This window comes from Streptomyces odonnellii (assembly GCF_000981895.1).
Classification (GTDB): domain Bacteria; phylum Actinomycetota; class Actinomycetes; order Streptomycetales; family Streptomycetaceae; genus Streptomyces; species Streptomyces odonnellii.
Genome location: NZ_LATD01000054.1, coordinates 1 through 21,869, shown reverse-complemented (window position 1 = coordinate 21,869; position 21,869 = coordinate 1). Strand labels below are relative to the sequence as shown.

General features: G+C 70.4%; 22 protein-coding genes and 3 pseudogenes. 18 read left to right on the top strand and 7 right to left on the bottom strand.

Going from position 1 to position 21,869, the window contains the following annotated elements; translation table 11 throughout:
- Positions 1 to 43 precede the first annotated feature (43 nt).
- The 5 genes and pseudogenes from WH07_RS07160 (at position 44) to WH07_RS07150 (ending at position 2,551) form a co-directional block, all read left to right on the top strand.
- Positions 44 to 517 carry a hypothetical protein gene (locus WH07_RS07160; RefSeq protein WP_046496680.1) on the top strand — a complete coding sequence of 158 codons (474 nt, stop codon included), beginning with the start codon at positions 44 to 46 and terminating at the stop codon, positions 515 to 517.
- Positions 518 to 839: 322 nt separating this feature from the next.
- A complete protein-coding gene (locus tag WH07_RS36115; RefSeq protein ID WP_052744280.1) occupies positions 840 to 1,133 on the top strand; it encodes a hypothetical protein in 294 nt (97 codons plus the stop codon).
- Positions 1,134 to 1,137: 4 nt separating this feature from the next.
- A pseudogene (locus tag WH07_RS42105) lies at positions 1,138 to 1,443 on the top strand (ATP-binding cassette domain-containing protein); the annotation flags it as partial.
- Between the two features lie 43 nt (positions 1,444 to 1,486).
- Positions 1,487 to 2,020, top strand: coding sequence for an ATP-binding cassette domain-containing protein (locus WH07_RS36110; RefSeq protein WP_052744279.1), 534 nt, complete (start codon positions 1,487 to 1,489; stop codon positions 2,018 to 2,020).
- A gap of 75 nt (positions 2,021 to 2,095) precedes the next feature.
- Entirely contained in the window at positions 2,096 to 2,551 is a 456-nt protein-coding gene (locus tag WH07_RS07150; protein ID WP_046496678.1) for a tellurite resistance TerB family protein, read from the top strand.
- 90 nt (positions 2,552 to 2,641) lie between these two features.
- Here the strand turns inward: WH07_RS07150 and WH07_RS07145 are convergent, their stop codons facing one another.
- Positions 2,642 to 3,856, bottom strand: a complete 1,215-nt coding sequence (locus tag WH07_RS07145) for an acyltransferase family protein (protein WP_079023014.1) — start codon at positions 3,854 to 3,856, stop codon at positions 2,642 to 2,644.
- A 467-nt stretch (positions 3,857 to 4,323) separates the two neighbouring features.
- Here WH07_RS07145 and WH07_RS07140 point away from each other — a divergent pair.
- A pseudogene (locus WH07_RS07140) lies at positions 4,324 to 4,731 on the top strand (hypothetical protein); the annotation flags it as partial.
- A 231-nt stretch (positions 4,732 to 4,962) separates the two neighbouring features.
- Here WH07_RS07140 and WH07_RS07135 read toward each other — a convergent pair.
- A complete protein-coding gene (locus WH07_RS07135; protein WP_046496676.1) occupies positions 4,963 to 5,910 on the bottom strand; it encodes a M56 family metallopeptidase in 948 nt (315 codons plus the stop codon).
- A complete protein-coding gene (locus tag WH07_RS07130; protein WP_079023013.1) occupies positions 5,907 to 6,341 on the bottom strand; it encodes a BlaI/MecI/CopY family transcriptional regulator in 435 nt (144 codons plus the stop codon). Before WH07_RS07130 ends, WH07_RS07135 begins: the two co-directional genes overlap by 4 nt.
- 115 nt (positions 6,342 to 6,456) lie before the next feature.
- Here WH07_RS07130 and WH07_RS07125 point away from each other — a divergent pair, with 115 nt between their 5' ends.
- The 3 genes and pseudogenes from WH07_RS07125 to WH07_RS37210 all read left to right on the top strand — a co-directional run.
- Entirely contained in the window at positions 6,457 to 7,119 is a 663-nt protein-coding gene (locus WH07_RS07125) for a DedA family protein (protein WP_046496674.1), read from the top strand.
- Positions 7,116 to 7,925, top strand: coding sequence for a phosphatase PAP2 family protein (locus tag WH07_RS07120; protein WP_046496672.1), 810 nt, complete (start codon positions 7,116 to 7,118; stop codon positions 7,923 to 7,925). The genes WH07_RS07125 and WH07_RS07120 overlap by 4 nt, the downstream gene beginning before the upstream one ends.
- A 1-nt stretch (position 7,926) precedes the next feature.
- Positions 7,927 to 8,265, top strand: a pseudogene (locus WH07_RS37210) (VOC family protein); the annotation flags it as partial.
- Positions 8,266 to 8,331: 66 nt separating this feature from the next.
- Here the strand turns inward: WH07_RS37210 and WH07_RS07110 are convergent.
- Positions 8,332 to 8,820, bottom strand: coding sequence for a GNAT family N-acetyltransferase (locus WH07_RS07110; protein ID WP_046496737.1), 489 nt, complete (start codon positions 8,818 to 8,820; stop codon positions 8,332 to 8,334).
- Between the two features lie 181 nt (positions 8,821 to 9,001).
- Between WH07_RS07110 and WH07_RS07105 the strand changes: the two genes are divergently transcribed.
- Positions 9,002 to 9,358, top strand: a complete 357-nt coding sequence (locus WH07_RS07105) for a PRC-barrel domain-containing protein (protein WP_046496668.1) — start codon at positions 9,002 to 9,004, stop codon at positions 9,356 to 9,358.
- A gap of 160 nt (positions 9,359 to 9,518) precedes the next feature.
- Here the strand turns inward: WH07_RS07105 and WH07_RS07100 are convergent, their stop codons facing one another.
- Complete coding sequence (locus tag WH07_RS07100) at positions 9,519 to 10,337, bottom strand: lipase family protein (RefSeq protein WP_046496666.1); 819 nt, start codon at positions 10,335 to 10,337, stop codon at positions 9,519 to 9,521.
- Positions 10,338 to 10,673: 336 nt separating this feature from the next.
- Here WH07_RS07100 and WH07_RS07095 point away from each other — a divergent pair, with 336 nt between their 5' ends.
- The 5 genes from WH07_RS07095 (at position 10,674) to WH07_RS07075 (ending at position 15,774) form a co-directional block, all read left to right on the top strand.
- On the top strand, positions 10,674 to 11,876 hold the full coding sequence (locus WH07_RS07095) for an L-dopachrome tautomerase-related protein (RefSeq protein WP_052744278.1): 1,203 nt from the start codon (positions 10,674 to 10,676) through the stop codon (positions 11,874 to 11,876).
- Positions 11,877 to 12,162: 286 nt separating this feature from the next.
- Entirely contained in the window at positions 12,163 to 13,365 is a 1,203-nt protein-coding gene (locus tag WH07_RS07090) for a methyltransferase domain-containing protein (protein ID WP_046496664.1), read from the top strand.
- Between the two features lie 28 nt (positions 13,366 to 13,393).
- Positions 13,394 to 14,044, top strand: a complete 651-nt coding sequence (locus WH07_RS07085) for a DUF1796 family putative cysteine peptidase (protein WP_198533743.1) — start codon at positions 13,394 to 13,396, stop codon at positions 14,042 to 14,044.
- Positions 14,045 to 14,064: 20 nt separating this feature from the next.
- Positions 14,065 to 14,823: a PIG-L deacetylase family protein gene (locus tag WH07_RS07080; RefSeq protein WP_046496660.1), complete on the top strand. Its 759-nt coding sequence runs from the start codon at positions 14,065 to 14,067 to the stop codon at positions 14,821 to 14,823.
- 96 nt (positions 14,824 to 14,919) lie between these two features.
- A complete protein-coding gene (locus WH07_RS07075; protein ID WP_046496657.1) occupies positions 14,920 to 15,774 on the top strand; it encodes a YhjD/YihY/BrkB family envelope integrity protein in 855 nt (284 codons plus the stop codon).
- A gap of 132 nt (positions 15,775 to 15,906) precedes the next feature.
- Here WH07_RS07075 and WH07_RS07070 read toward each other — a convergent pair whose 3' ends face one another.
- Entirely contained in the window at positions 15,907 to 16,362 is a 456-nt protein-coding gene (locus tag WH07_RS07070; protein ID WP_046496655.1) for a tellurite resistance TerB family protein, read from the bottom strand.
- 210 nt (positions 16,363 to 16,572) lie between these two features.
- Between WH07_RS07070 and WH07_RS07065 the strand changes: the two genes are divergently transcribed.
- The 3 genes from WH07_RS07065 to WH07_RS07055 all read left to right on the top strand — a co-directional run bounded on the left by WH07_RS07065 (position 16,573) and on the right by WH07_RS07055 (position 20,624).
- The gene (locus WH07_RS07065; protein WP_198533740.1) at positions 16,573 to 17,979 is read left to right on the top strand and encodes an LCP family protein; all 1,407 of its coding nucleotides are present in this window, start codon (positions 16,573 to 16,575) and stop codon (positions 17,977 to 17,979) included.
- 282 nt (positions 17,980 to 18,261) lie between these two features.
- Positions 18,262 to 19,596, top strand: coding sequence for a hemolysin family protein (locus WH07_RS07060; protein WP_046496653.1), 1,335 nt, complete (start codon positions 18,262 to 18,264; stop codon positions 19,594 to 19,596).
- Positions 19,593 to 20,624: a hemolysin family protein gene (locus WH07_RS07055; RefSeq protein WP_046496651.1), complete on the top strand. Its 1,032-nt coding sequence runs from the start codon at positions 19,593 to 19,595 to the stop codon at positions 20,622 to 20,624. The genes WH07_RS07060 and WH07_RS07055 overlap by 4 nt, the downstream gene beginning before the upstream one ends.
- A 118-nt stretch (positions 20,625 to 20,742) precedes the next feature.
- Here the strand turns inward: WH07_RS07055 and WH07_RS07050 are convergent, their stop codons facing one another.
- Positions 20,743 to 21,570, bottom strand: coding sequence for an SAM-dependent methyltransferase (locus tag WH07_RS07050; RefSeq protein ID WP_046496649.1), 828 nt, complete (start codon positions 21,568 to 21,570; stop codon positions 20,743 to 20,745).
- Positions 21,571 to 21,869: the final 299 nt, after the last annotated feature.

Here is a 21,869-nt window from a genome sequence, read left to right as displayed (position 1 = left end):
CCCTACGCTTCCTCGCGCTACTCACCAGCGGCAGGAGGCACACGTGACGACCGAAGACAAGACGATGAAACGCATCGAGGAAGCCATGGGCCTGCAACAGGCAGGCGATACCGACGGCGCCCGGCACCGCTTCTCCGAGATCTGGGAGGACATCGGCACGGACGGCGACCCCTTCCACCGCTGTGTCCTCGCCCATTACATGGCCGACCTGCAAGAAGACCCGCAAGACGAACTCTCGTGGGACCTGCGAGCCCTGGAAGCCGCGGGTTCGGTGACCGACGACCGGGCCAAGCAGCACGACTCCTCGTTAGCGATCCGCGGGTTCTATCCCTCTCTGCACCTCAACCTCGCGGCGGACTTCCACAAGCTCGGAGACGACGAACAGGCCCGCACCCACCTGTCCCAGGCACAGCAGCACGTCGACGCCCTCCATGACGACGGCTACGGACAGGGCATCCGATCCGCCATACAGCGGCTGGCATCCCAGATCGCCGAAGCCGGCCCGGCGCCACAGTGACCAACCCGTCCGTGGCCGATCTTCGCCAGACCACGCTGGCGAAGATCGGCCACGGACGGTGTCGTCAGACAACAAAGAATGGGACAGTTCCCGCCAGAACACCCCCCGCCAGCAACATGTCCTGGGACTAATCACCTCTTCCGCAGCCTGGCAAATTACCTCTCCGCAGGTCACGGCCATGCCCAATAGGCAAGGTCGAACGGGACGGGACAGGGCCCACTCGAAACTCTGTCCGACGATTCGTCCTCGATGGCCCGTTACACGCCCTTGATCAGGTCCGTTGTCCGAGCACCCGCAACCGTTGTCGCCAGCTCAGGAGGCCTTGCCGAAGGCCTGGGGCACGGTCAGGGCCGCCCGCCGTACCTACGAGTCGATCCAGGTGTGGATCGAACACGTACGGCAGCAGAGCGAGTTGCGCCAGCTGCTGATCTCCCACAAGGCGGGCCCGGAGCTACGGGTGCACGGCGCGGGCCCGTTTCTGCTGGAGCAGTTCGACCGGATGGGCGTCGGGGCCGCGCAGGAGCAGACGAAGCCGGCGCACCGGGAGGCCGGTACGGACCTGGTGACCTCGGCGCTGTCCGGGGTGACCGCCGCGGTCACCCCCCAGGGGCGGTAGGCCTGTGCCCGGACCGCCCGCGCTGATCGAATTCGACCGGGTGTCGTTCACGTACCCCGGCCGGGAGACTCCGGCGCTCGACGCCGTGTCGCTGACGATCCGCCGGGGCCGGATCGTGGCCCTCGTGGGGGTCAACGGCAGTGGCAAGACGACGCTCAGCAAGCTGCTCGCCGGGCTGTATCTGCCGTCGCAGGGGCAGATCCGCTGGAACGGGACCGATGTCCGCGAGCTGGACCGCGATCAGGTCTTCGACCAGGTGGCGCTGGTGCTCCAGGACTACCAGCACTGGCCGTTCACAGCCCGCGCCAATGTCGCCATCAGCCGGCCGTCCGAGATCGAGGACCTTGAACGGCTTGAAGGACGGCGGAGCTGCGGGCGCGCACCAGGTGGTCGGCGAGCTGCCGCGTGGCTGGGACACCCTGTGCGAGAAGGGGTACGAGGGCGGGGTGGACCTGTCGGGCGGGCAGTGGCAGCGGCTTGCCCTGGTCCGCGCGTACTACCGCGGGGCGGGCCTGCTGATCTGTGACGAGCCGACCAGCAGCATGGACCCGGCGGCCGAGATCGCCGCGTTCCAGCAGATCCGCGATCTCGCGGGCGACGGGCAGACGGTGATCCTGGTCACGCACCGGCCGCACAGTGTCCGGTCGGCCGATGTCATCCATGTCCTGGACCAGGGCCGGCTGGTGGAGGCGGGCGACTTCGCGGCGCTGATGGCGGAAGGGCACCAAGGACCCGGCCTGTTCAGGAAGTTGTTCACGCTGCACTCGGAGCAGTACCGGACGGGCGGTCCCGAGGTGCCCGGCCGGTCCGCTCCGCCCGCGCCCCGGACCGGGGCGGAAAGGCCGGCGGAACGGGCGGACGAAACCGTGCCCGGCAGCACGACGTGATGCCCGCGCGGGCACGCGGCGGCGGTCCCGGACGTTCAACCCCTTGGTCTGCGCACCACCTGAGGAGATGACGGAATGGCCCTGTGGGACCGGTTCAAGGAATCCGCCACGACGATGCAGTCGCAGCTCTTGGCGAAGAAGAACGATCTGAAGAGCGGTGCCTTCCGCGACGCGAGCATGGCGATGTGCGCTCTGGTCGCGGCGGCGGACGGCTCGGTGGACCCCGCGGAGCGGCAGCGGGTCGCCACTCTGATCGCCACCAATGAGGTGCTGCGGAACTTCCCGGCGGAGGATCTCCAGCGCCGTTTCGACGCGGCCCTGGACAAGCTGACGGCCGACTTCGCGTTCGGCAAGGTCGGAGTGCTCCAGGAGGTCGCCAAGGCCAAGAAGAAGCCGGCGGAAGCGCGCGCGGTCATTCAGATCGGCATTGTGATCGGCGGCGCGGACGGGAACTTCGACAAGCAGGAGCAGGCCGTGGTCCGCGAGGCCTGCTACGCGCTGGACCTGCCCCCGCACGAGTTCGATCTCTGAGCGGTACGGCGGGCAGGGGCGGGGCGGTGGCTTCCGGAGGCCACCGCCCCGTCTGTCCCGCCGTCTCGCCGAGCCGAAGGACTGACGGCGTCAGCTCTTCGCGGGCACCCGCTTCTCGGGTTCCTGCTTCAGCGACTCCCGATTCGGGGGCTCCTGCCTCGATGGCTTCTGCCTCGGTGGCTCCTTCTTGAACGCCCAGGCCATCTCCGGCTCCAGGGCGAAGCGGAGGATCCGCTGGACCGGCTTCGTACAGAGCAGGGTGACCGCCACGGCCGCGACCAGCGACACGAACACCGCGCCGGCGGGCCCGTACAGCCAGCCGTGGTCGTACCAGCCCCAGGTGCCCGCGCTCTGGGCGAGGAACCCGTGCAGCAGATAGCCGCAGAGCGTGCCGGCCCCCAGCGCCGTGAACCACAGCCGCCGCCCGGGGACCAGGGCGAAGAAACAAGCGGTCAGGACGAGGGCGCAGCCGAAGAGCGCGAAGGTCATCAGCACCCCCGCCCACCAGGGCACGCCCAGTTCCTCCGCACTGGCGCGGTGGAAGAACCACGCCATGTTCATCCGGGTGACGGCCCAGTACGCGAAGACCACGGTGCCGGCGAAGACCGGTACGGCGGCGATCCGCACCGCGCGTCGGCGTACGAGCTGGAAGTGCTCGGGCCTCAGCCGCAGGCCCAGCACGAAGAACGGCAGGAACTGAAGGAGCCGCTGGAGATCCAGATCGTCGCCGATCTGCGGTGAGGTGGTGGCCAGCGCGGCGATCAGCAGGGCGATCGGGACGGGCCACCGCACCACCCGCCAGAGGGGCGCCGTCATCCGCCAGACGAAGAGCGCCAGCAGGAACCAGGTCAGGTACCACGGGTCGAGCAGGCTGACCGGCATGTCCGGATCGTTGTCCGTCCAGCGGTGGAAGAGGCTGTAGGCGACCTCGAACACGATGTACGGGACGGCGATGCCCGTGATCAGTCTGCGCACCCGGTCGGGCCGGAAGTCGAAACTCCGTGAGAAGTAGCCGGAGATGATGATGAACGCGGGCATGTGGAAGGCGTAGACGACGATGTAGAGCGCCGAGACCGCGCGGCTGTCGCTCCGGAGCGGCTCCCACGCGTGCGCGACGGCGACCAGGACGATCGCCAGATACTTGGCGTTGTCGAAGAAGGCGTCCCGGCTCCTGGGGGTGCTGGCCGCCTCGGCCGGCGCGGCTCCCGCGGACGGCTCCGCGGCGTTTCCCGCCGAGTCCTTCGCCGTACCGGCCGTGGCGGCGCCGGACACGGACCGTGCCGATTGATCGGTGATCTGCGTCATAGAGCCTCCCCGGTGGAACGTGGGGCGGCCGGGATACCTCTTGGCAGGGCTGCGGGGGGAATCAGCGGAGCGAACATTCAAGGCACCCTAACGACTCTGTCAACCATCCGTTAACCCGGGTGTCATCACGTGGCCCCCGCCCGGCCGACGTGCCACCCCCGGGCGGATGTGAAGATTCCGAGCCCAATTGTCACGGACGCCCCGGTTCCGGTCCCGCACGGTGCGTCTCCGCCCGATCACATACGGTTTTCGGCCACTGGTCGGCATATGCACGCCACTCTGGCCGGATCGGGCTCGTGACAGGTCGTCAACAAGGCCTTCATAGTTGGAACTTCGGGCCCTCCAAAGGCAGATCTCCCCGTCCCGGGAAATCGCCCCGCGGAATCGCCCGCCGCACCGCGCGATGTCACTGCCAAGAATTGCGGCCCAGACCACCGGCCTCACAGAACGGCGCAAGGAGAGCGGCCGTGCATGACGAATTCCTTTGCCATGTCACCGCATATGGAGTCTGCGGTGGACAGCGTATCGGCGTACCCCTCGGCACATATCGCGCCCCCACTCTGGCACTTGCACTGTGGTGGTTGCGGGATCGCGCGACATGGATCGCCGAACGACTCGATCCCAGCCCAGAAAGCAAGCATTTTCCGGCGGAGGCACTGGCTCCGGTGGCGGACACCGTGCCCGACGTCCCGGCGACCCTGCGCGCCTGGCGGGACGATGTGGCCCACCAGGATCTGGTCGCCGAGCACTTGGCCGCAGGACGGCTTCTGCGTGTCGCCACCCGCGACGACACGACGGAATACGAACTGCTCGCGGAATCGGTGGACGCGTTACGAATGGACCGGGCTCTTCCGGTTATGCTCGCGCCCGCCTCGCTGCCGGAAACGCCCCTTCAGGAGCGCTCGTTCGCCGCTACCGCGCCGGCTCCGGCGCACGAGTACCGAAGACACCCGGGCCGCACCGGCCGGCAGCGGGTGACGAGCGAGGAATCCCTCGCCGAAACCATGAAGTTGGGCCGGTTGTACGGATGAATTCCCGGACGAACCCGAAAGGGGGTTCGAAACAGCGGTCCCGGTGATCCGGGGCCGGCCCGCGACGGCGGACGATCAGTCCGCCGCGCTTTCTCCCTGCGCGATTTCTATATGGTCGTGGAGGTCGTTCGCCGCGCCCACCGCCGTGGCACCGGACAGCACCACACAGCACAGCAGCGCGCCCGCGATCAGCCGGCCGGTACGGGACGGCAGCCCCGGGCCACTCGCTCCACCGCTCCCGCCGAGCAGCGCGGCGACCCGCCGGGGCACCGGCCCCGCGGTCGCCGCCAGGACTGCGCGCGGCCTCGCGCGGTCCCGGTCCTCCCTGCCCGCCAGGGCGGCCCTGCCGATGGCGCGCGCCGCGAGGCGCCGGTCACCGACGGCCGCCGCGGCGGCCTCGTCCGCGGTGCGCTCCAGCGCGTAACGGAGCGGCTCGCACAGGGCGCGCAGCGCGGGGTGGCAGTGCGCGGCCAGCTCCACGGCCGTGAGAAAGAGATGGTGGCGGCCCCGGAGATGGGCGCGCTCATGGGCGAACAGCGCCTCGCGCTCGGCCGGTTCGAGGGCGCGGAGCATTCCCGTGGTCACCACGATCCTGCCCGGCCGCCCGGGCAGGGCGTACGCGTCGGGCCTGGAGTCCCGCAGGACCGCCAGCTCGCCCGCCGTACCGCCCGCGGCGGCCCTGGCCCGGCGCAGCTCGGCGCGGCCGCGGTGCGCGGCGACGGCGAGTACGCCGGTACGCCAGACCAGCAGGGACCCGGCGACCGGCGCGAGCGCGACGGCCACCGCGGGCGGCCCCGCCTTCAGCGGCTCCAGGAGTTCACCGAGAACGGCCACGACGGGCAGGTACGAGGCGCCCGGGACGACCAGCAGGGCCAGCGCGGCCGAACTGCTGGCGGCGAGCACGAGGGCGACGGCGGTGAGCAGCCAGGCGGCGTGGCGCGGCGCCAGGGCCGCGGCGACCCGGCGGGCGGCGGGCACCGCGAGGAACGGCGTCAGCAGCGGGACCCAGACGAGGTAGATCATCCGGCGCGCCCGCCGTCCGGACCGTCCAGGCTGCCCACGCCGCCGGTCCGGTCGTCCGTCCGGGGCTCGCCGCCGTCCAGCAGTGAGCGCAGCAGCCGTTCGTCCTCGTCGTTGAGCTGGGAGACGAAACGGGCGAGCACCGCGCTGCGGTCCTCGTCCTTGGCCAGCTCCGAGTGCATACGGCGGGCGGTCAGCCCCGGGGCGTCCTCGGTCGGTGTGTACGCGTAACCGCGGCCCGATCTGGCCCGGGTGACGGTGCCCTTCTCGTACAGCCGCGACAGGATCGTGGCGATGGTGGTGCGGGCGAGCCGCGTCCCGAGCGCTCCCTGCACCTGGCCCGGGGTGAGCGGTCCGTCGGCGGCCCACAGCGCCGCCAGCACACCGGCCTCCAGCTCTCCGGCCGGCCGCCGTTCCGCGCTCTCGTCGCCCATGGGGACGCTCCTCCCGTTTCTTTCGTCTACAGTGAAGCAGACCGTCTACAGCACTGTAGACAATCAGATCGTCACGCAGGACACCCCTGCCCACCATTATGGGAGCAGCCCCCTTATGGCCGTATCCGCGCTCGCCGCGATGCCGCAAGCCGTGAACCTCCTCGACGCGGGATCCCTGCTCTCCGCGTTCGGCGCCCTCGGTATCGCCGTCGTCCTCTTCGCCGAGACCGGCCTGCTGATCGGGTTCTTCCTCCCCGGCGACTCGCTGCTCTTCACCGCGGGGCTGCTGAGCGTGCCCGGCGCGACCGGGCCCGCGCATCTCTCGCTGCCCCAGGTGCTCGTCGCCTCGGCCGCCGGAGCCCTGCTGGGGGCGCAGACCGGCTACTGGATCGGCCGCCGGGGCGGCCGGGCGCTGCTGGCGCGCAGCCGGGCCCGGAAACTGCACGAGGGCGCGGCGCGCGCCGAGGAGCTGCTCGACCGGTACGGCCATGCCAAGGCGATCGTGCTGGCCCGCTTCGTACCGGTCGTAAGGACCGTGCTCAATCCGCTGGCCGGCGCGCTGAACGTACCCGCGCGGCTCTTCACCCTCTGGCAGGTCCTCGGCGGCGCGGTCTGGACGGTCGGTCTGGTGCTCGCCGGATACGCGCTGGGCTCGTCCGTACCGGATGTGGAGCGCTATCTGCTGCCGATCGTCGCCGTCGTGGTCGTGGTCTCGCTCATTCCGCTGGCACTGGAGGTGCTGCGCTCGCGCCGCGCGTCCGAAGGGGAGACCCGTTGAAGGCCGGTACGGCGGCGGGGGTTCTTCCTGTTCGTACGGCGGCGCTGAGCGCGCTGTTCGCGGCGGCCTTCGCCCTGCTGGCGGTGCTGGTGACCGGCCGGAACGGGGCCCCGTTCCCACTGGACCGCGACGCGCTCGACTGGTCGCTGGGCCACCGCCCGGCGGAGGCCACAGCGGTGGCCCGGGGCATCACGGCGACCGGTACCGGGGTCCCGCCCTATCTGTGCGCGGTCGTGGCGGGCCTGCTCGCCGGCCCCGGGATACGGCAGCGGCGGGGACAGACGCCGGAAGGAGCGGGGGAATCAGCGCGACAGGGATGGGCCGGATCACTGCGATACGGCCTGCCGGCCGCGGCCGGCGCACTGCTGTTCCTCATCGCCGGGCAGTTCCTCCGTTACGTCCCGCTCGCCGCTGTCCACCGGTCGCGTCCTCCGGCGGGCGACTGGGCGACGCATGCCTCCAACTACGCGTTCCCGTCCGGCCACGCCACCACCTCGGCGCTCATGGCGGGCCTGCTGATCTGGGCCCTCACACGCCGGCGCGGAGGACCCGCCGACCGCCGGGTCCTCACGTACACGCTCTGCGCACTCATCGCCTGCTGGGCGGTCGCCGTCGGACTGACCCGGATCTACCTTGGGGTGCACTGGGCGACCGATGTCCTCGGGGGATGGCTGTACGCGGCCTTCTGGCTGAGCCTCGGTGCGACGCTTGTGTCGCTTGTGCGGGGACCGATGAGTCCGGGCCGCCTCAGCCGTCCACCCCTCGGAAGCTCCCCCGGAAGGAACACGCCCCGAAAGGACGACTGACATGTTCGGCACCACCAAGGCATTCAGCGGATTCGCCGTCGACGACATCGAGAAGGCCAAGCGCTTCTACCACGAGACCCTGGGGCTGGACGTCTCCAAGGAGTCCGGCCTGCTGCGTCTGCGTCTCGCCGGCGGTACGACCGTACTGATCTACCCGAAGGCCGACCACACGCCCGCGACCTTCACCGTCCTCAACTTCCCGGTCGACGACATCGACGCGGCGGTCGAGGAACTGGGCCGCCGGGGCGTGACCTTCGAGCGGTACCCCGGCATGGACGCGGACGAAAAGGGCGTGCACCGGTCCGGCGGGCCGTACATCGCCTGGTTCACCGACCCGGCGGGCAATGTGCTCTCCGTACTCCAGGAGCGCTGGCCGCCCGGACCGGGCCCCTCGGCGAGCCGCAGCTCAGAGCGGACGGTGCATGATGTGGAGCCCGACATAGCCCTGTGCGGGGTGCCGGAAGCCCTCCGGCACCGTGCCCAGGACCGTGAAGCCGAGCGACTCGTACAGCTTCACCGCGTACGTATTGGTCTCGACGACGGCGTTGAACTGGATGGCGCGGAAGCCCGCCGCCCGCGCCCAGTCGAGGGTGTGCTCGACCAGCGCCCGGCCCACGCCGTGCCCCGACCGCGCCGGATCGACCATGTAACTGGCGGTGGCGACATGCCCGGCGTTCCCGGACTGGTTGTTGCCCATCTTCGCGGTGCCGAGGACCGTACCGGCCTCGTCGACGGCCACGACGGTACGGTTCGGAGCCGGCTGCATCCACCACTCCCGGCCCTGGCTCTCGCCGAGGTCGAGCGGATACGAGAAGGTCTCGCCCGCGGCGACGATCTCATGGAAGAACGGCCAGATGGCGGGCCAGTCCTCGGTGGTGGCTTCCCTGATCGGCATGCGGCCAGGATGCCCGTACGGCCCGCTGGGCCGCCAGCCCTTTCCCCGTACCACGCCGTACCGCACCGACGGCCCCGCGTTCCCGCCCCCGGGGCAGTGCGCCGTCTTTGCAGGATAATGACCAAGAAAGAGGCGATACCGAGAAGGATCCATGAGGGATCCGAAAAGAGGTGAATCGTCCATGTTCGAAGCTGAGGACATCCGGGAGTGGCGGGGCCACGATGTGGTCGACGCGGACAAGAAGAAGATCGGCTCACTCGAATCTGTCTATGTCGACACCGCGACGGACGCCCCGTCGTTCGCCACCGTGACCGTCGGGCTGCCCACCAGGCGGCGTCTGGTCTTCGTCCCGCTGGGCGACGCCACGGTCGGTCCCGGCTATCTGAAGGTCACCTGGGACAGGAACCTGGCCAAGGACGCCCCCTCCATCGACACCGACGGGGAACTGCTCGCGGAGGACGAGCCCCAGGTCTTCTCGCACTACGGACTGCCCTACACGACCGGCACGGCGGGCGAGCGCCGGCTCGCGCGCCGCTGAGCGGGCAGGGCAGGGCAGAGCGACAGGGCCGGCCAGGAGCCGGGCGGGCCCCTCCGGCAGGGACCGCCCGGCCGGAAGGGCTCCGGTCCCGGCCCTCAGGCGTGGGCCCGGGATCCGGGACCCGTTACTGGGACCCGGACAAGGGACTCGGAGCCGGGTCTCAGACCAGGTTCTTCTCAAGGTTCGCCAGATACGCGGGCATGAAGTGGTCGCGGATGCCGTCGGAGGCGGGCGCGAACAGATCGGCCGTCCGGCCCGTCACCCGGTCCCTGAGGACATCGACGAACGGCAGCCGGTCATGGATCTTCCCGTCCGCGTCGAAGTACTTGACGCCGTCCACATGCGTGAACAGCGGCGCCGGCGGGACCTGCGGCACGATGTCGTTGTTGTTGACGAAACGGTACGTACGGCTCTTCAGCGCCGCGTTGTACGCCGCCGCCAGCAGCCGGTCACAGGTACGCGGCTGCCCGTAGGTGTAGATGCCGTCGGCCAGGATCCGTGGCTCCTCGAAATACAGCCGGGTACCGGCGAGCATGGCGAGCGCGCCGCCCAGGCTGTGGCCGGTGACCCAGACGGTCTGGCCGTTCGTACGGAACTTCTCGATGGTGTCGCGCACCTCCGGGTAGACCGAGGCGAGCGCCCGGTGGAAGCCGTGGTGGACGAACCCCTTGTTCCCGGGGCCGGGGACGGGCGGGGCGTTGCCGTCGGTCAGCCAGTCACGGATCTCCTGGGGCGTGGTCCCGCGGAACGCGGTGATGATCATGTGGTCGCTGGCGGCGGTGTACGCCTGGGTGTCGTCCAGGGGGAACGGCATCTCGTGCGGTGACTCGAAATGCCGGAACCGGTCGAACCCCCATTCGGCCAGGGCCGCTCGGGCGATGTCCTTGTCCCGGTAGGCCAGCTCCGAGGCCTTGGCCAGCCAGTAGGCGTGCGACAGCTGGTAACCGGTCGTCCGGTGGTCGATCGGGGCGAGAGGCACGGCAATCCTCCGGTCAGATGCGGGCGTTCATTGGCGAGACCGATGATTTACGACTTTCCGGACTCGCCCCAGGGCCCCGTTCACCCGCACGGGCGGCGTACGGAAGCGCTCGCACCGCGCCTTGGAACAAGTGGCGGGACGGGCGGAACTCCGTACTCTGAGCACAACAGCCACGCGGAAGCCGACGCGAGAACCCGGGCCCGATTCCTCCGTCTCCGCGTCGTCCGCCTCCGCGCGGGATTCCCTCGGCGAGCGACCGCCTCGGGCGCACTCGGTCAGGTGACCGGCCCGCCCGGCGCTCCTCGATCCGTCCTTCTCCTGAAGGAGTCCCCCATCATGCGCAACTCCGACGCACAGACGGGCGGTTCACCCGCCATACCCAGCCGGCGCGCGATCGTCGCCCTGCCCGCCGCCATGGGCCTGTCGCTGGCGATCAGCTCGCCGCGGGCCGTGGCGGGGCCGCGCGGACCCGCCGCGGCGCGGCGTGGTCCGGCGCTTCGGCCGGTCGCCGCCTTCTACGGCGCGATGCCCACGGGGGTCACCATCTCGCGCTCCGGCCGGATCTTCGTGAACTTCCCGCACTGGGGCGACGAAGTGCCCTTCTCGGTGGCGGAGATCATCGACGGAAAGGCCGTCGCGTACCCGAACCGGCAGATCAACGAGGCCGACGCAGCGGATCCCGCACGCCACTTCCTCGGTGTGCAGAGCGTGGTCGTCGATGCCTCGGAGCGCCTCTGGGTCGTGGACACCGGCCGTATCGTGTGGGCCGACGCCCCGTACGGCGGGCCGAAGCTCGTCGCCATCGACCTCGCGACGAACAAGGTGGTGCGCACCATCGTCCTGCCCAGGGACGTCGCGGGACCGCACAGCTTCGTCAACGACGTGCGGTTCGACCTCAGCCGGGGCTACGCGTATCTGACCGATGCCACCCCCGACCGTCCCACCGGCCTGATCATCGTGCGGCTGGCCGACGGCGCGGCGTGGCGGTGCCTAGACGACACGCCCTTCACCCTGCCGGAGCCCGACTTCGTACCGGTGATCGACGGCAGACCGTTCCTCAACAAGCCCGGTGCCGCGCCCGGGACTCCCGTCGGCATCGGGGCGGACGGGATCGCGCTCAGCCCGGACGGCACATGGCTGTACTTCTGCCCGCTGTCCAGCCGGAAGCTGTACGCGGTCCGCACGAGCGACCTCATCGAATGCCGCGAGGGACGGCGGCGGAGCGAGCCCATGGTGCGCGACCTGGGAATCAAGGGCATGTCCGACGGTCTGGAGATGGACCGGGCGGGGCGTGTCTACGGCGGCGACATCGAACGCAAGGCCATTGTCCGCCGGGACCTGGACGGTGTGTTCCGGACGGTCGTCCAGGACGACCGGCTGATCTGGCCGGACACCCTGTCCATCGGGTACGACCAGAACCTGTACGTGATCGCCAACCAGCTCAACCGCCAGGCGGCCTACAACAGCGGCCACGACCTCAGGCGCAAGCCGTACCACCTGTTCCGGGTGCACATCGGCGTCGGCCCGGCGAGACGCTGAGCCCGAGACGGTTTTCGGCCGTCCTGCGCTTCCCTCCGTTCCGCCCGTGCCGCCGCCGGACAGGTCGGCCGCACGGGCGGATGCGAACGGTTTCCGGCCCTGGGCCGGCATCCGGATCCGGCGCGGCACATGGCCGGAATTCGGCGATCACTCATTCGATTGGTCTGGACCACATCCCTGGGTGCCCGCTAGGGTCCCTGCCAGCCGACACCCTGACGAGCCTTCCCCGACCGGCCTCACCCCGTCCCGCTCCCTCGTCGGCTCCGTAACCGAGGGCAGAAGTATCGTGATTGATATCGTTGTCGTGCTCCGGGCCGAGGACGCCGTTCTCGACTTCCTGTCCGTACTCACCGATGACCGGGGCGGGGAGATCCGGGTGATCCTCGGCGACCGCGCCGAGACGCTGACTCTCGCCGCGGGAACGGATCTTGCCGGGCGTCTCGCCCTCCTCGCGCCCCATGTCAGGCCCGTCACGGACGGCGTCGTCCCGCCGGGACCCGAGGTCCTCGCGGAGCTTCTGCTGCGAGCCGGGGCCGGGCGGGGCCGCCAGGAGAGTCAGGGCGAGGAGACCGTAAGGATCTGGACCCACTCCCCGGCCGACAACCGGCGCAGCCGTGGCCGGCTCGGCCGGGACACCGCCGTCGCCTGTGAGCAGATCCGGTACGGGCCGGCCGGACTGCGGCACGCCGTGGGCTTCTCGCCGTACCTCCAGTTCCTCAGCGATCTCGACCGCCCGCTCGCACGACGTCATGTCGCGGCGAAGCTGGATTTCGTCAACCGCCGCTGCGCGGAACTGCTGACCGAGCCCGACCCCGAGTATCTCGTCCAGACACCGCGCATCCCGGCCACCGAGCGCTTCTTCGACGCCGATCCCGCCCAGCGCGAGCGGCTCTACGCGCTGCTCGCCAGCCTGGACGACGAGGCCGCGTCGGTCGCGGACCCCTGGGAGTTCGGCAGCTCGCCGTACGAGGAGCAGCGGCTGGACACCACCGCGGCCTGGGTACGGGACCGCTGCGGCACCGCCGGAGCAACCCTGGTGGAGGTGGGGGCCTGCGAGGGCGCGCTGACCCGCCGGCTCGCCGCGGCGGGCTTCTCCGTACGGGCCACCGAGCCCAACCCGGCCTTCAGGACCCGGCTCGCCGCGGCGCTCGCCGGCTCCGGCACCGTCACCGTGAACGACGCCGATCTCGCCGGACTGGCCAAGGAGGACGGCCCCGCCCGCGCCACCGCCTATCTGCTGATCGAGATGCTCTACTACGGCCAGGACCTGGCACTTCTCGACGGACTCGGCACGGACCAGGTCTTTATCGCCCTCGAACCCGAGGCGCTCGCCTCGCGCGTACGGCCCTGGCTGGAGCGGTCGGCGGTCTGGCGGGCGGAGGAGGAGATCGTCCTCGTACCCCCGCGCGTCGAAACGGTCTGCGCGGGCCGCGCCTATCTCAGCAAGCGCGGCAGCGTGGGGCTGCTGCTGCGGCGTACGGCCGGCTGACCGCCCCCGGGAGAGCCTCATGCCAGAGATCTACGACCGCTGCGTCGGGCTCGGCTACCACTGCGAGTCCACCCATCAGATCCGCAGGATCACCGGCGACGACCGCGCTCACTTCTTCGACTGGCTCGATCTGGACTTCGAGTCGGTCGTGGAGACCATCGCGGACGACTTCGCGAACGTCCTGCGGCCCGGGATGGTCGAGCCCTTCAGCGACGGCCTCTGCGCGCTGGACCGCGGCTCCGACATCCGCTTCTTCCACGACTTCCGCCCATCCTCCGGCAGCACTCTCAGCCGGCCGGACATCGAGAGCCAACTTGGCTCCGTCCGCGCCAAGTTCACGGCGCTCGCGGACCGCTGGCGGGCGCTCGCGGGATCGTCCGCGCGGGTGCTGTACGTCCATCACGACGCCTTCGACGAACTCGCCGCGGCCGATCTGCGCCGGCTGCGGCTGGTCATCGCGACGGCGCACCCGGGCCACCGTTTCGATCTGCTGTGGCTGCGCCGTACCCCGCCCGGCGACACGGCCACCGCCGCCGACGCCCTCGGCCCCGGGATCACATGGGGCACCGTGGCCGCCGCCCCCGGGCGCTGGCAGGGCGACGACGCCGAGTGGGACGCGGCGTTCCGCGAGGTGCGGTTCGCCGCTGCCCGGCAGCTCAGGACCAGCACCGCACCATGACCGACAGGAGCGCTTCTCCGATGACCACACCGCCTACACCCACGCTCGCCGCGGATCCGCCCGCCACGGTGATCCTCTCGCCGCACTTCGACGACGCCGTGCTCTCGCTCGCGGGGCTGATCCCGGCGCTGGACTCCCCGGTCACCGTCGTCACCGTCTACGGCGGGGCGCCCTCCGCCGGCCATGAGGTCTCCTGGTGGGACAGCACGTGTGGTTTCTCCTCGGCCGGAGAGGCGCATCTCGCGCGGCTGGCGGAGGACGCGCGGGCCTGCGCGCTGCTCGGCGCCGCGCCGGTGGCACTCGGGCATCCGGACGGGCCGTACGGGGACGGGGGTGTGCTCGACGAGATCGACACGTATCTCTCGGGGCTCGGTCCACGGACCCGGCTGCTGATTCCGCTGGGCACCAATCAGCCCGATCACGCGAAGGTCCGCGACCGGGCCCTGCATGTGATCGGGGTGCTGGGCAGGCCGCTGCCCCTGGTCTACGCGGATCTGCCGTACACCGGACACCTTCCGGAGTGGGGCACCCCGGAGACGGAGGCGGGGCTCGCCAAGGACGAGGACTACGGACCGGCCTACCGGGATCTCGACAGCCGGTTCGGGCTCCGGGTGGCGCACGAGCTGAAACTGTCCGACGAGCAGTGGGCGGCCAAGCGTGCGGCGGTGCAGTGCTACGCCTCGCAGCTCGCGCCGCTCGCCGTCGACCACGGCAGTGTGCTGGCCCGCGGCGGCCCGCTGCGCGCCGAGCGGGTCTGGGCGCTGGAGGAGCCCGTCTGACCGGGTCTCGTGAGCCGCACGCCGAGAGGTCCGGGCCGGGCACCCATCCGGGGGCCGTGCCCGGGCCGTCCCGCCCTCCGGGGTAGTAGACGACACATGACCAGAAAGCGTCTCGGTGCGGCCGCGCTCCGCCACCGGTTCCAGCGCGCGTACGGCAGGTTGCTGACCTCGCCCGCCGCGCTCGCCTGGAACCGGGGCCGGGGGATGGAGCTGATGCACCGGGCCATGAGCTTCGCCGCGCTCGGCTTTCTGACGCTGGTGCCCCTGCTGGTCCTGGTCGCGGCGGCCGACCCGGCGAGCGGCGAGGGGTTCGCCCGCTGGCTGGGGCAGGGACTGGGGGTGTCGCCGACGGCGCAGCGGGAGATCCAGGAGCTGTTCGGCAGACCGGGGACGGCGCTTCAGCGCACGACGGCGTTCGGTCTCGCGGCGCTCGCCGCGTTCGGTCTCACCTTCGGCTCGGCGGTGCAGATCGGTTACGAGAAGGTCTGGGAGCTGCCGACGGCCCGCTGGCACACGATGTGGCGCCATGTCGTCTGGCTCGCGGTGCTGGTCTTCTTCCTGCTGCTCTTCGTCAATACGGGGGTGACCTCGGAGTCCAGGTTCGAGGTGGTGCTGTCGACCGCGGGCGATCTGGTCGGCACGTTCCTCTTCTTCTGGTGGTCCCAGCGCTTCCTGCTGGCCGGCCGCGTCCTGTGGCGCGCGCTGGTTCCCGGCGCGATCGCGACCGCCCTGGGGCTGCTCGGTCTGCGGGTGTTCTCACGGCTGGTGTTCTCGCCGCTGATCGCCGCGAACGCCGTCACCTACGGCCCCTTCGGGACGGTGCTGGTGCTCCAGTCCTGGCTCGTCGGGGTCGGTTTCGTGGTGTACGGGAGTGCGCTGGTGGGGCGGCTGTACCACGAGCACCGCACGCATCTGCGGCTCCAGCGGGATATCGAGGCCGAGGAGATCTGATGCCAACGCCTCCGAGGAGATCTGACGGCGACACCTCTGAGGTGCGCCGGGGGCGTGCCGTGTGGGGCCGGCACGCCCCCGGCTCATGAACGTACGCCCCGGATCAAGGCCGTACGCCGAAGCGCCTCACGCTCAGAGGTCGAACTCCTCCGGCGCGATACCGACGGCGAAGCACGCCTCCCGGACGACGGCCCGCTCGGTCTCGTCGAAGTCGCCGTCGGCGCCGCCGATGACGATGCCGATCTGGATGACCGCGCGCGCCTCGGTGGGCTTCTTGGCGACCTTGGCGATGGTCTGGAGGACACCGACCTTGCCGAATTCGAAGTCGAGCGTCAGCTTCTGGCAGTAGTCCTCGAACCGCGCCCTGAGGTCGTCGGCGGGGAAGTTCTGGAGCACCTCGTTGGTCATGATCAGCGAGGCGACGCGCTGCCGCTCGGACGCGTCGATCGAGCCGTCGGCGGCGGCGACCAGGGCGCACATGGCCATGCTCGCGTCGCGGAAGGCGCCGCTCTTGAGGTCGTTCTTCTTGGCGTTGAGCTGTGCCTGCATCGACGAGGCGGAATCCTTGATGCGGTCCCACAGGGCCACGGGAAGTCTCCTGGGAGTGTTGGTCGCTTGCGGTGGCCGGTCGCTACGGGCCGGTCCGTAGCGCAAATCTACAGCACTGTAGAAACCGGCCCCAGCCACCTCTACACGCTTGTAGAGAAAGTAGAGTCTACGCATCGCGCACGGCGATGACCGGCGGACGGCGCATGGGCAGTGGCGACGGCGGGCCGGAACGGGGGACGGAGGAACGGTGTGGGAACGGAATCCAGTGGACGGCACGGCCCCTCGGCCGGCGACGGCCGGGACGCCGGGAGCCGCCCGGGCCGTACCAGGCTCACCAGGAGGGGCCGGATAGCCGTCTGGTCCTGCGGGACCCTGGCCCTCGGGCTGATCGCGGCGGCGGGCGGAGCGACCTGGATCTACCGGAATCTCGACGGCAACATCCACTCCGCCGACTTCGACAGCAAGGTCGGCAGCGGGCGCCCGGTCACATCGAGTCCGGGCTCAAAGAACATCCTGGTCGTGGGCTCCGACTCACGGGCGGGCGCGAACGCCGCGTACGGCCGGAACCTCACCACCATGCAGTCGGACACGCTGATGGTGCTGCATGTGGCCGCCAGCCGGAAATGGGCCGCCGTGGTCTCACTCCCCCGGGACTCCTGGGTGGCCATCCCGGCCTGCGACCGGGGCGACGGCAGCCGGTCCGCACCGCACCACTTCAAGATCAACGAAGCCTTCGCCATAGGCGGTACGAGCGGGGAGATCGCGGGCGCGGCCGCCTGCACCGTCAAGACCGTGGAACAGAACACCGGGCTGCGCATCGACCACTTCATGTCGGTCGACTTCCAGGGCTTCAAGGGCATGGTCAACGCGCTGGACGGGATAGAGGTCTGCCCGGAGGCGCCGATCCATGACACCAAGGCCCATCTGAACCTGGCCGCCGGCTGCCAGACCGTCAGGGACGAGAAGGCCCTGGGATACGTACGGACGCGCTACAGCATCGGGGACAGCTCCGACCTCGGGCGTATCGGACGGCAGCAGGAGTTCATGGAGGCGCTGGCCGACAAGGCCCGGTCGAAGCTCACCAGCCCGGGCGCGCTGTACGGATTCCTGGACTCCGCCACCCGGTCGCTGACCACGGACAAGGAGCTGGCGGGGCTCGCGCCGCTCTCCGCCCTCGCCTCGGAGATCAAGGACGTGCCCCGCGACCGGCTGACCTTTCTGACCGTGCCGAACTATGTGCGCGAGGCGGATGTGCCGACGGACCGGGCCAATGTCGTCTGGCAGTATCCGCAGGCCGCCGAGCTGTTCACCGACCTCGCGAAGGACAGGGAGGTGAACCGGGAGCGGCTGACGGCCGGCTCCCGGAATCCGGTCTACGCCCATACCGTGCGGGTCCAGGTCCTCAACGGCACCGGCACCCGGGGGCGGGCCGCGGAGGTCGCGGACGCTCTCGGCACGGCGGGATTCACGGTCACCGGGACCGGCAACGCGCCGGAGCGCACCCGCGGGACCACGGTCGTCCATCCGCCGGGGCTGGCGACGGAGGCCGAGGTACTGGCCTCGCGGCTGCCGGGCAGTGTCACGCGCGAGGACGCGGGAGCCGTCCCCGGGCTGGTCACGCTGACCGTGGGCACGGAATTCAAGGCCCCCCGATGATCCGGGGATCCGTACGGATACGGGCCGGGCCGCCGGGTGGCGAGTGGCGGGTGCTGGACATCACGTTGCGCAGCTTTGCGATTCCTTTACGATAGCGGGAGCGGTGTTCGCACCGCCTCGTGGCGACCTGCCATGTCCTGACCGCTTGACCTCGCAGTATCTCGACATTTCGATATCCCGACCACCTGATCACAGAAGGAGCCGCGGTCCCGCAATGGGTGAGCCTCCCAGTACGAGCCGTGCCGTCGACGTCCCACCGAGACCCGGGGCGGAGGTGGCACGGTGACCGAAGTGCTTCTACTGCTTCTCGCCCTCGCGCTGACCTTCGCCTGCGCGGTGTTCGTCGCGGCCGAGTTCTCCCTGACCACCGTGGAGCGGGGTGAGCTGGAGCGTGCCGCGGCGGCGGGTGAGCGGGGCGCCGCGGGCGCGCTGGCGGCGGCCAGGCGGCTGACGTTCCAGCTCTCCGGGGCCCAGCTCGGCATCACGGTGACCTCCCTGGTCATCGGCATGCTCGCGGAACCGTCGCTGGCCGTGCTGCTGAGCGGTCCGCTGGAGGCCCTGGGCCTGCCGTCGGGCGGAGTCTCCACCGTCGCCACCCTGCTCGGGGTCGCCCTGTCCACGGTGGTGCTGATGGTGGTCGGCGAACTGGTGCCCAAGAACTGGGCGATCTCCAGTCCGCTGGCGGTCGCCAAGGTGGTCGCGGGACCGCAGCGCTGCTTCACCGCGGCCTTCGCCCCGCTGATCCGGCATCTCAACAACACCGCGAACCGGCTTGTACGGCGATTCGGGCTGGAGCCCGCGGAAGAGCTGGCCTCCGCCCGTACCCCCGAGGAACTGGTCGCGCTGGCGCGGCACTCCGCGCGGGAGGGCGCCATAGCGCCGGACTCCGCCGAGCTGTTCGTCAGGACGCTGCATCTCGCGGAGCTGACCGCGGAGAACGTGATGACGCCCCGGGTCGATGTCCGGGCCCTGGAGGCCCATGCCACCGCGAGTGACGCGGCCCGGCTGACCCTCGCCACCGGGCTGTCCCGCTTCCCCGTCTACCGCGACAGCCTGGACGAGGTCATCGGTACGGTCCATATCCGGGACGTACTCGCGCTGGACGAGGACCGGCGCGACCGCACGCCGGTCACCGAGCTGGCGACCGATCCGCTGCTCGTACCCGACTCGCTCCCCGTCGACCGGCTGCTGCGACGGCTGCGGAAGGCGAGGACGATGGCCGTGGTCATCGACGAGTACGGCGGCACCGCCGGGGTCGCGACGGTGGAGGACATCGTCGAGGAGGTCGTCGGCGAGGTACGGGACGAGCACGACCCGGACGAGACCCCCGACCTGGTGCCCGGCAAGCCGTCCCCGGACGGACGCCGGATCTGGGAGGCGGACGGCGGTGTACGGCTCGACCAGCTCGAAGAGATAGGTCTCAGCGCGCCCGAGGGCCCCTACGAGACACTCGCGGGCCTGCTGGCCACCCGGCTGGAACGGCTGCCGGTGGTCTCGGACACGGTGGAGGTCGGCGGCTGGCGGTTCGCCGTACTGCGCGTCGAGCACCGGCGCGCCGACCGGGTGCTGATCACCGCGCCCGCCCCGGCCGCCGAGCTGACGGGAGACGCCCGATGACCGTCCTCCAGCTCGCGATCGGCGTGCTCACCCTGTTCACCAACGCGTTCTTCGTCGGCGCCGAGTTCGCGCTCATCTCCGTACGGCGCAGCCAGATCGAGCCCCTGGCGGCCAGGGGCAGCCGCCGTGCCAGGAGCACCCTGTGGGGTCTGGAGCATCTGTCGGCGGCCATGGCCACCGCGCAGCTCGGCATCACCATCTCCTCGCTGGTGCTGGGCGCGGTCGCTGAGCCGGCGATCGCGCATCTTCTGGAGCCGCCGTTCGAGGCGGCCGGGGTGCCGGAGGCGTTGATCCATCCGATCGCGTTCGTGATCGCGCTGACCCTGGCGACGTATCTGCACATGCTGATCGGCGAGATGGTGCCGAAGAACATCGCGCTGGCCGCGCCCGCGCCGACCGCGCTGGCGCTGGGTCCTGTGCTGGTGGCGCTGACCCGGGCGCTGCGGCCGGTGATCTTCGGGATCAACGCGTTCGCCAACGCCATCCTGCGGCTGCTGAAGGTCGAGCCCAAGGACGAGATCGGCTCGGTCTTCACCGACGACGAACTCGTCCGGCTGGTCAAGGACTCCAGTGCGGCGGGGCTGCTGGACCCGGCGGACGGGGAGCGGCTGCGGGACGCCCTGGAGCTGGGCACGCGTCCGGCGGGCGAGGTGATGGTGCCGCTGAGCAGGACGGTCACCGTCGACCACCGGATCACTCCGCGCGAACTGGAGCGCGCTGCCGCGGCGTCGGGCTTCTCCCGGCTGCCCGTCACCGGGCCCGACAACACGATCCTCGGCTATCTGCACATCAAGGACGCGCTCGGTGCCGCCGACCGTACCCGGCCCTTTCCACGTGCCGCGCTGCACACGGTGATCAGGGTTGAGATCGACACCCCGCTGGACGACACCATGACCGCCATGCGCGCCGCCGGGACCCATCTCGCGGCCGTCACCGGTGACAAGAAGACCGTTATCGGCTTTGTCACCATGGAGGACGTCCTCGACGAACTGGTCGGCCCCGCGGCCGGCTCACCGACCGCCGCATAGCCGGGCGGCGGACCGAGCGGCCGGTGCTCCGCCCCGAGCACCGGCCGCTCATCCCGCCCGCACGTCCGGCCCGTACGGGTGCCGCGCCCGCCGCGTCAGGGCTTGCGTGCCGTTGGTCTCACGGCTTGCGTGCCACGCCGACGTAGAGGGCCGCTTCCTTGAGGGTGACGGTCTCCGCGTGGTCCTCGGGGTCGGGGCGCCACTCGTGCGAGGGGACGATCCCGGGTTCGAGCAGCTCCCAGCCGCTGAAGAAACGGGTGATCTCCTCGCGGGTGCGCGCCTGTCCGGGTGTGCCGGACGCGCGGTACGCGGTGGTGAGCCGGGCGATGCCCTCGGGGTCCCACTCGGCCGTGACATGGGCGATCGCGAGCGTACTCCCGGACGGCAGCTCCTCCTTGAGGAACTCGACGATCTCATGGGCGTCGTACTCGTCGGTCACGAAGTGGAGCAGCGCGTTCAGACTCAGCGCGATCGGCTGGGTGAAGTCCAGCGTCGCACGCAGCTCCTCGGTCGCCAACAGGGCTTCCGGCGCCCGGACATCACCGTGCACATACGCCGTGCGCCCGGCCGGATGGCTGTGCAGCAGGGCACGGGCATGGGCCAGCACGATCGGATCGTTGTCCGTATACACGACATGGGAGGTCGGGTCCTCGCCCTGCGCGACCTCGTGGAGATTCGGCGAGGTGGGGATGCCCGTACCGATGTCGAGGAACTGGCGCATCCCGTTCCTGGCGAGGAACCGTACGGAACGGTGCATGAAGCGGCGGTTGATCCGGGCCGTCGCCAGGATCGAGGGGAAGGCCGTCATAGCACGGGCCGCGGCCTCGCGGTCGGCGGGGAAGTTGGTCGTACCGCCCAGGTAATAGTCGTACATACGCGCCGAGTGCGCCCGGTCCAGCTCCAGGTCCACCGCGCCGTTGTCCCCCACCGTGTCTCCCCCTGGCATCGTTACTGTTGGTTTCCGTCGTCGGTTTCGTCGCGTGCCGGCAGTCCCTGACTGCCCACCGCTCGATACGGACAACCGTACGAGATACGCCAACTCCGGTTACGGGTGGGCCGGGTGGGAGAGGAGAGACCAAAAGGCCGAAGTGATCCACCTACGAGGCCGAGTAATCATATGATGACTATCAGCGAAAAGCCCCAGAGGTGCTCTGCACAGTGAGGGCACTCTTCCGGTTGGCTGATCAGTGAGAGAGGACCACACCTCTCGCGCCGACGCCCTCTGCCCTGGAGCGGCGCGGTGCC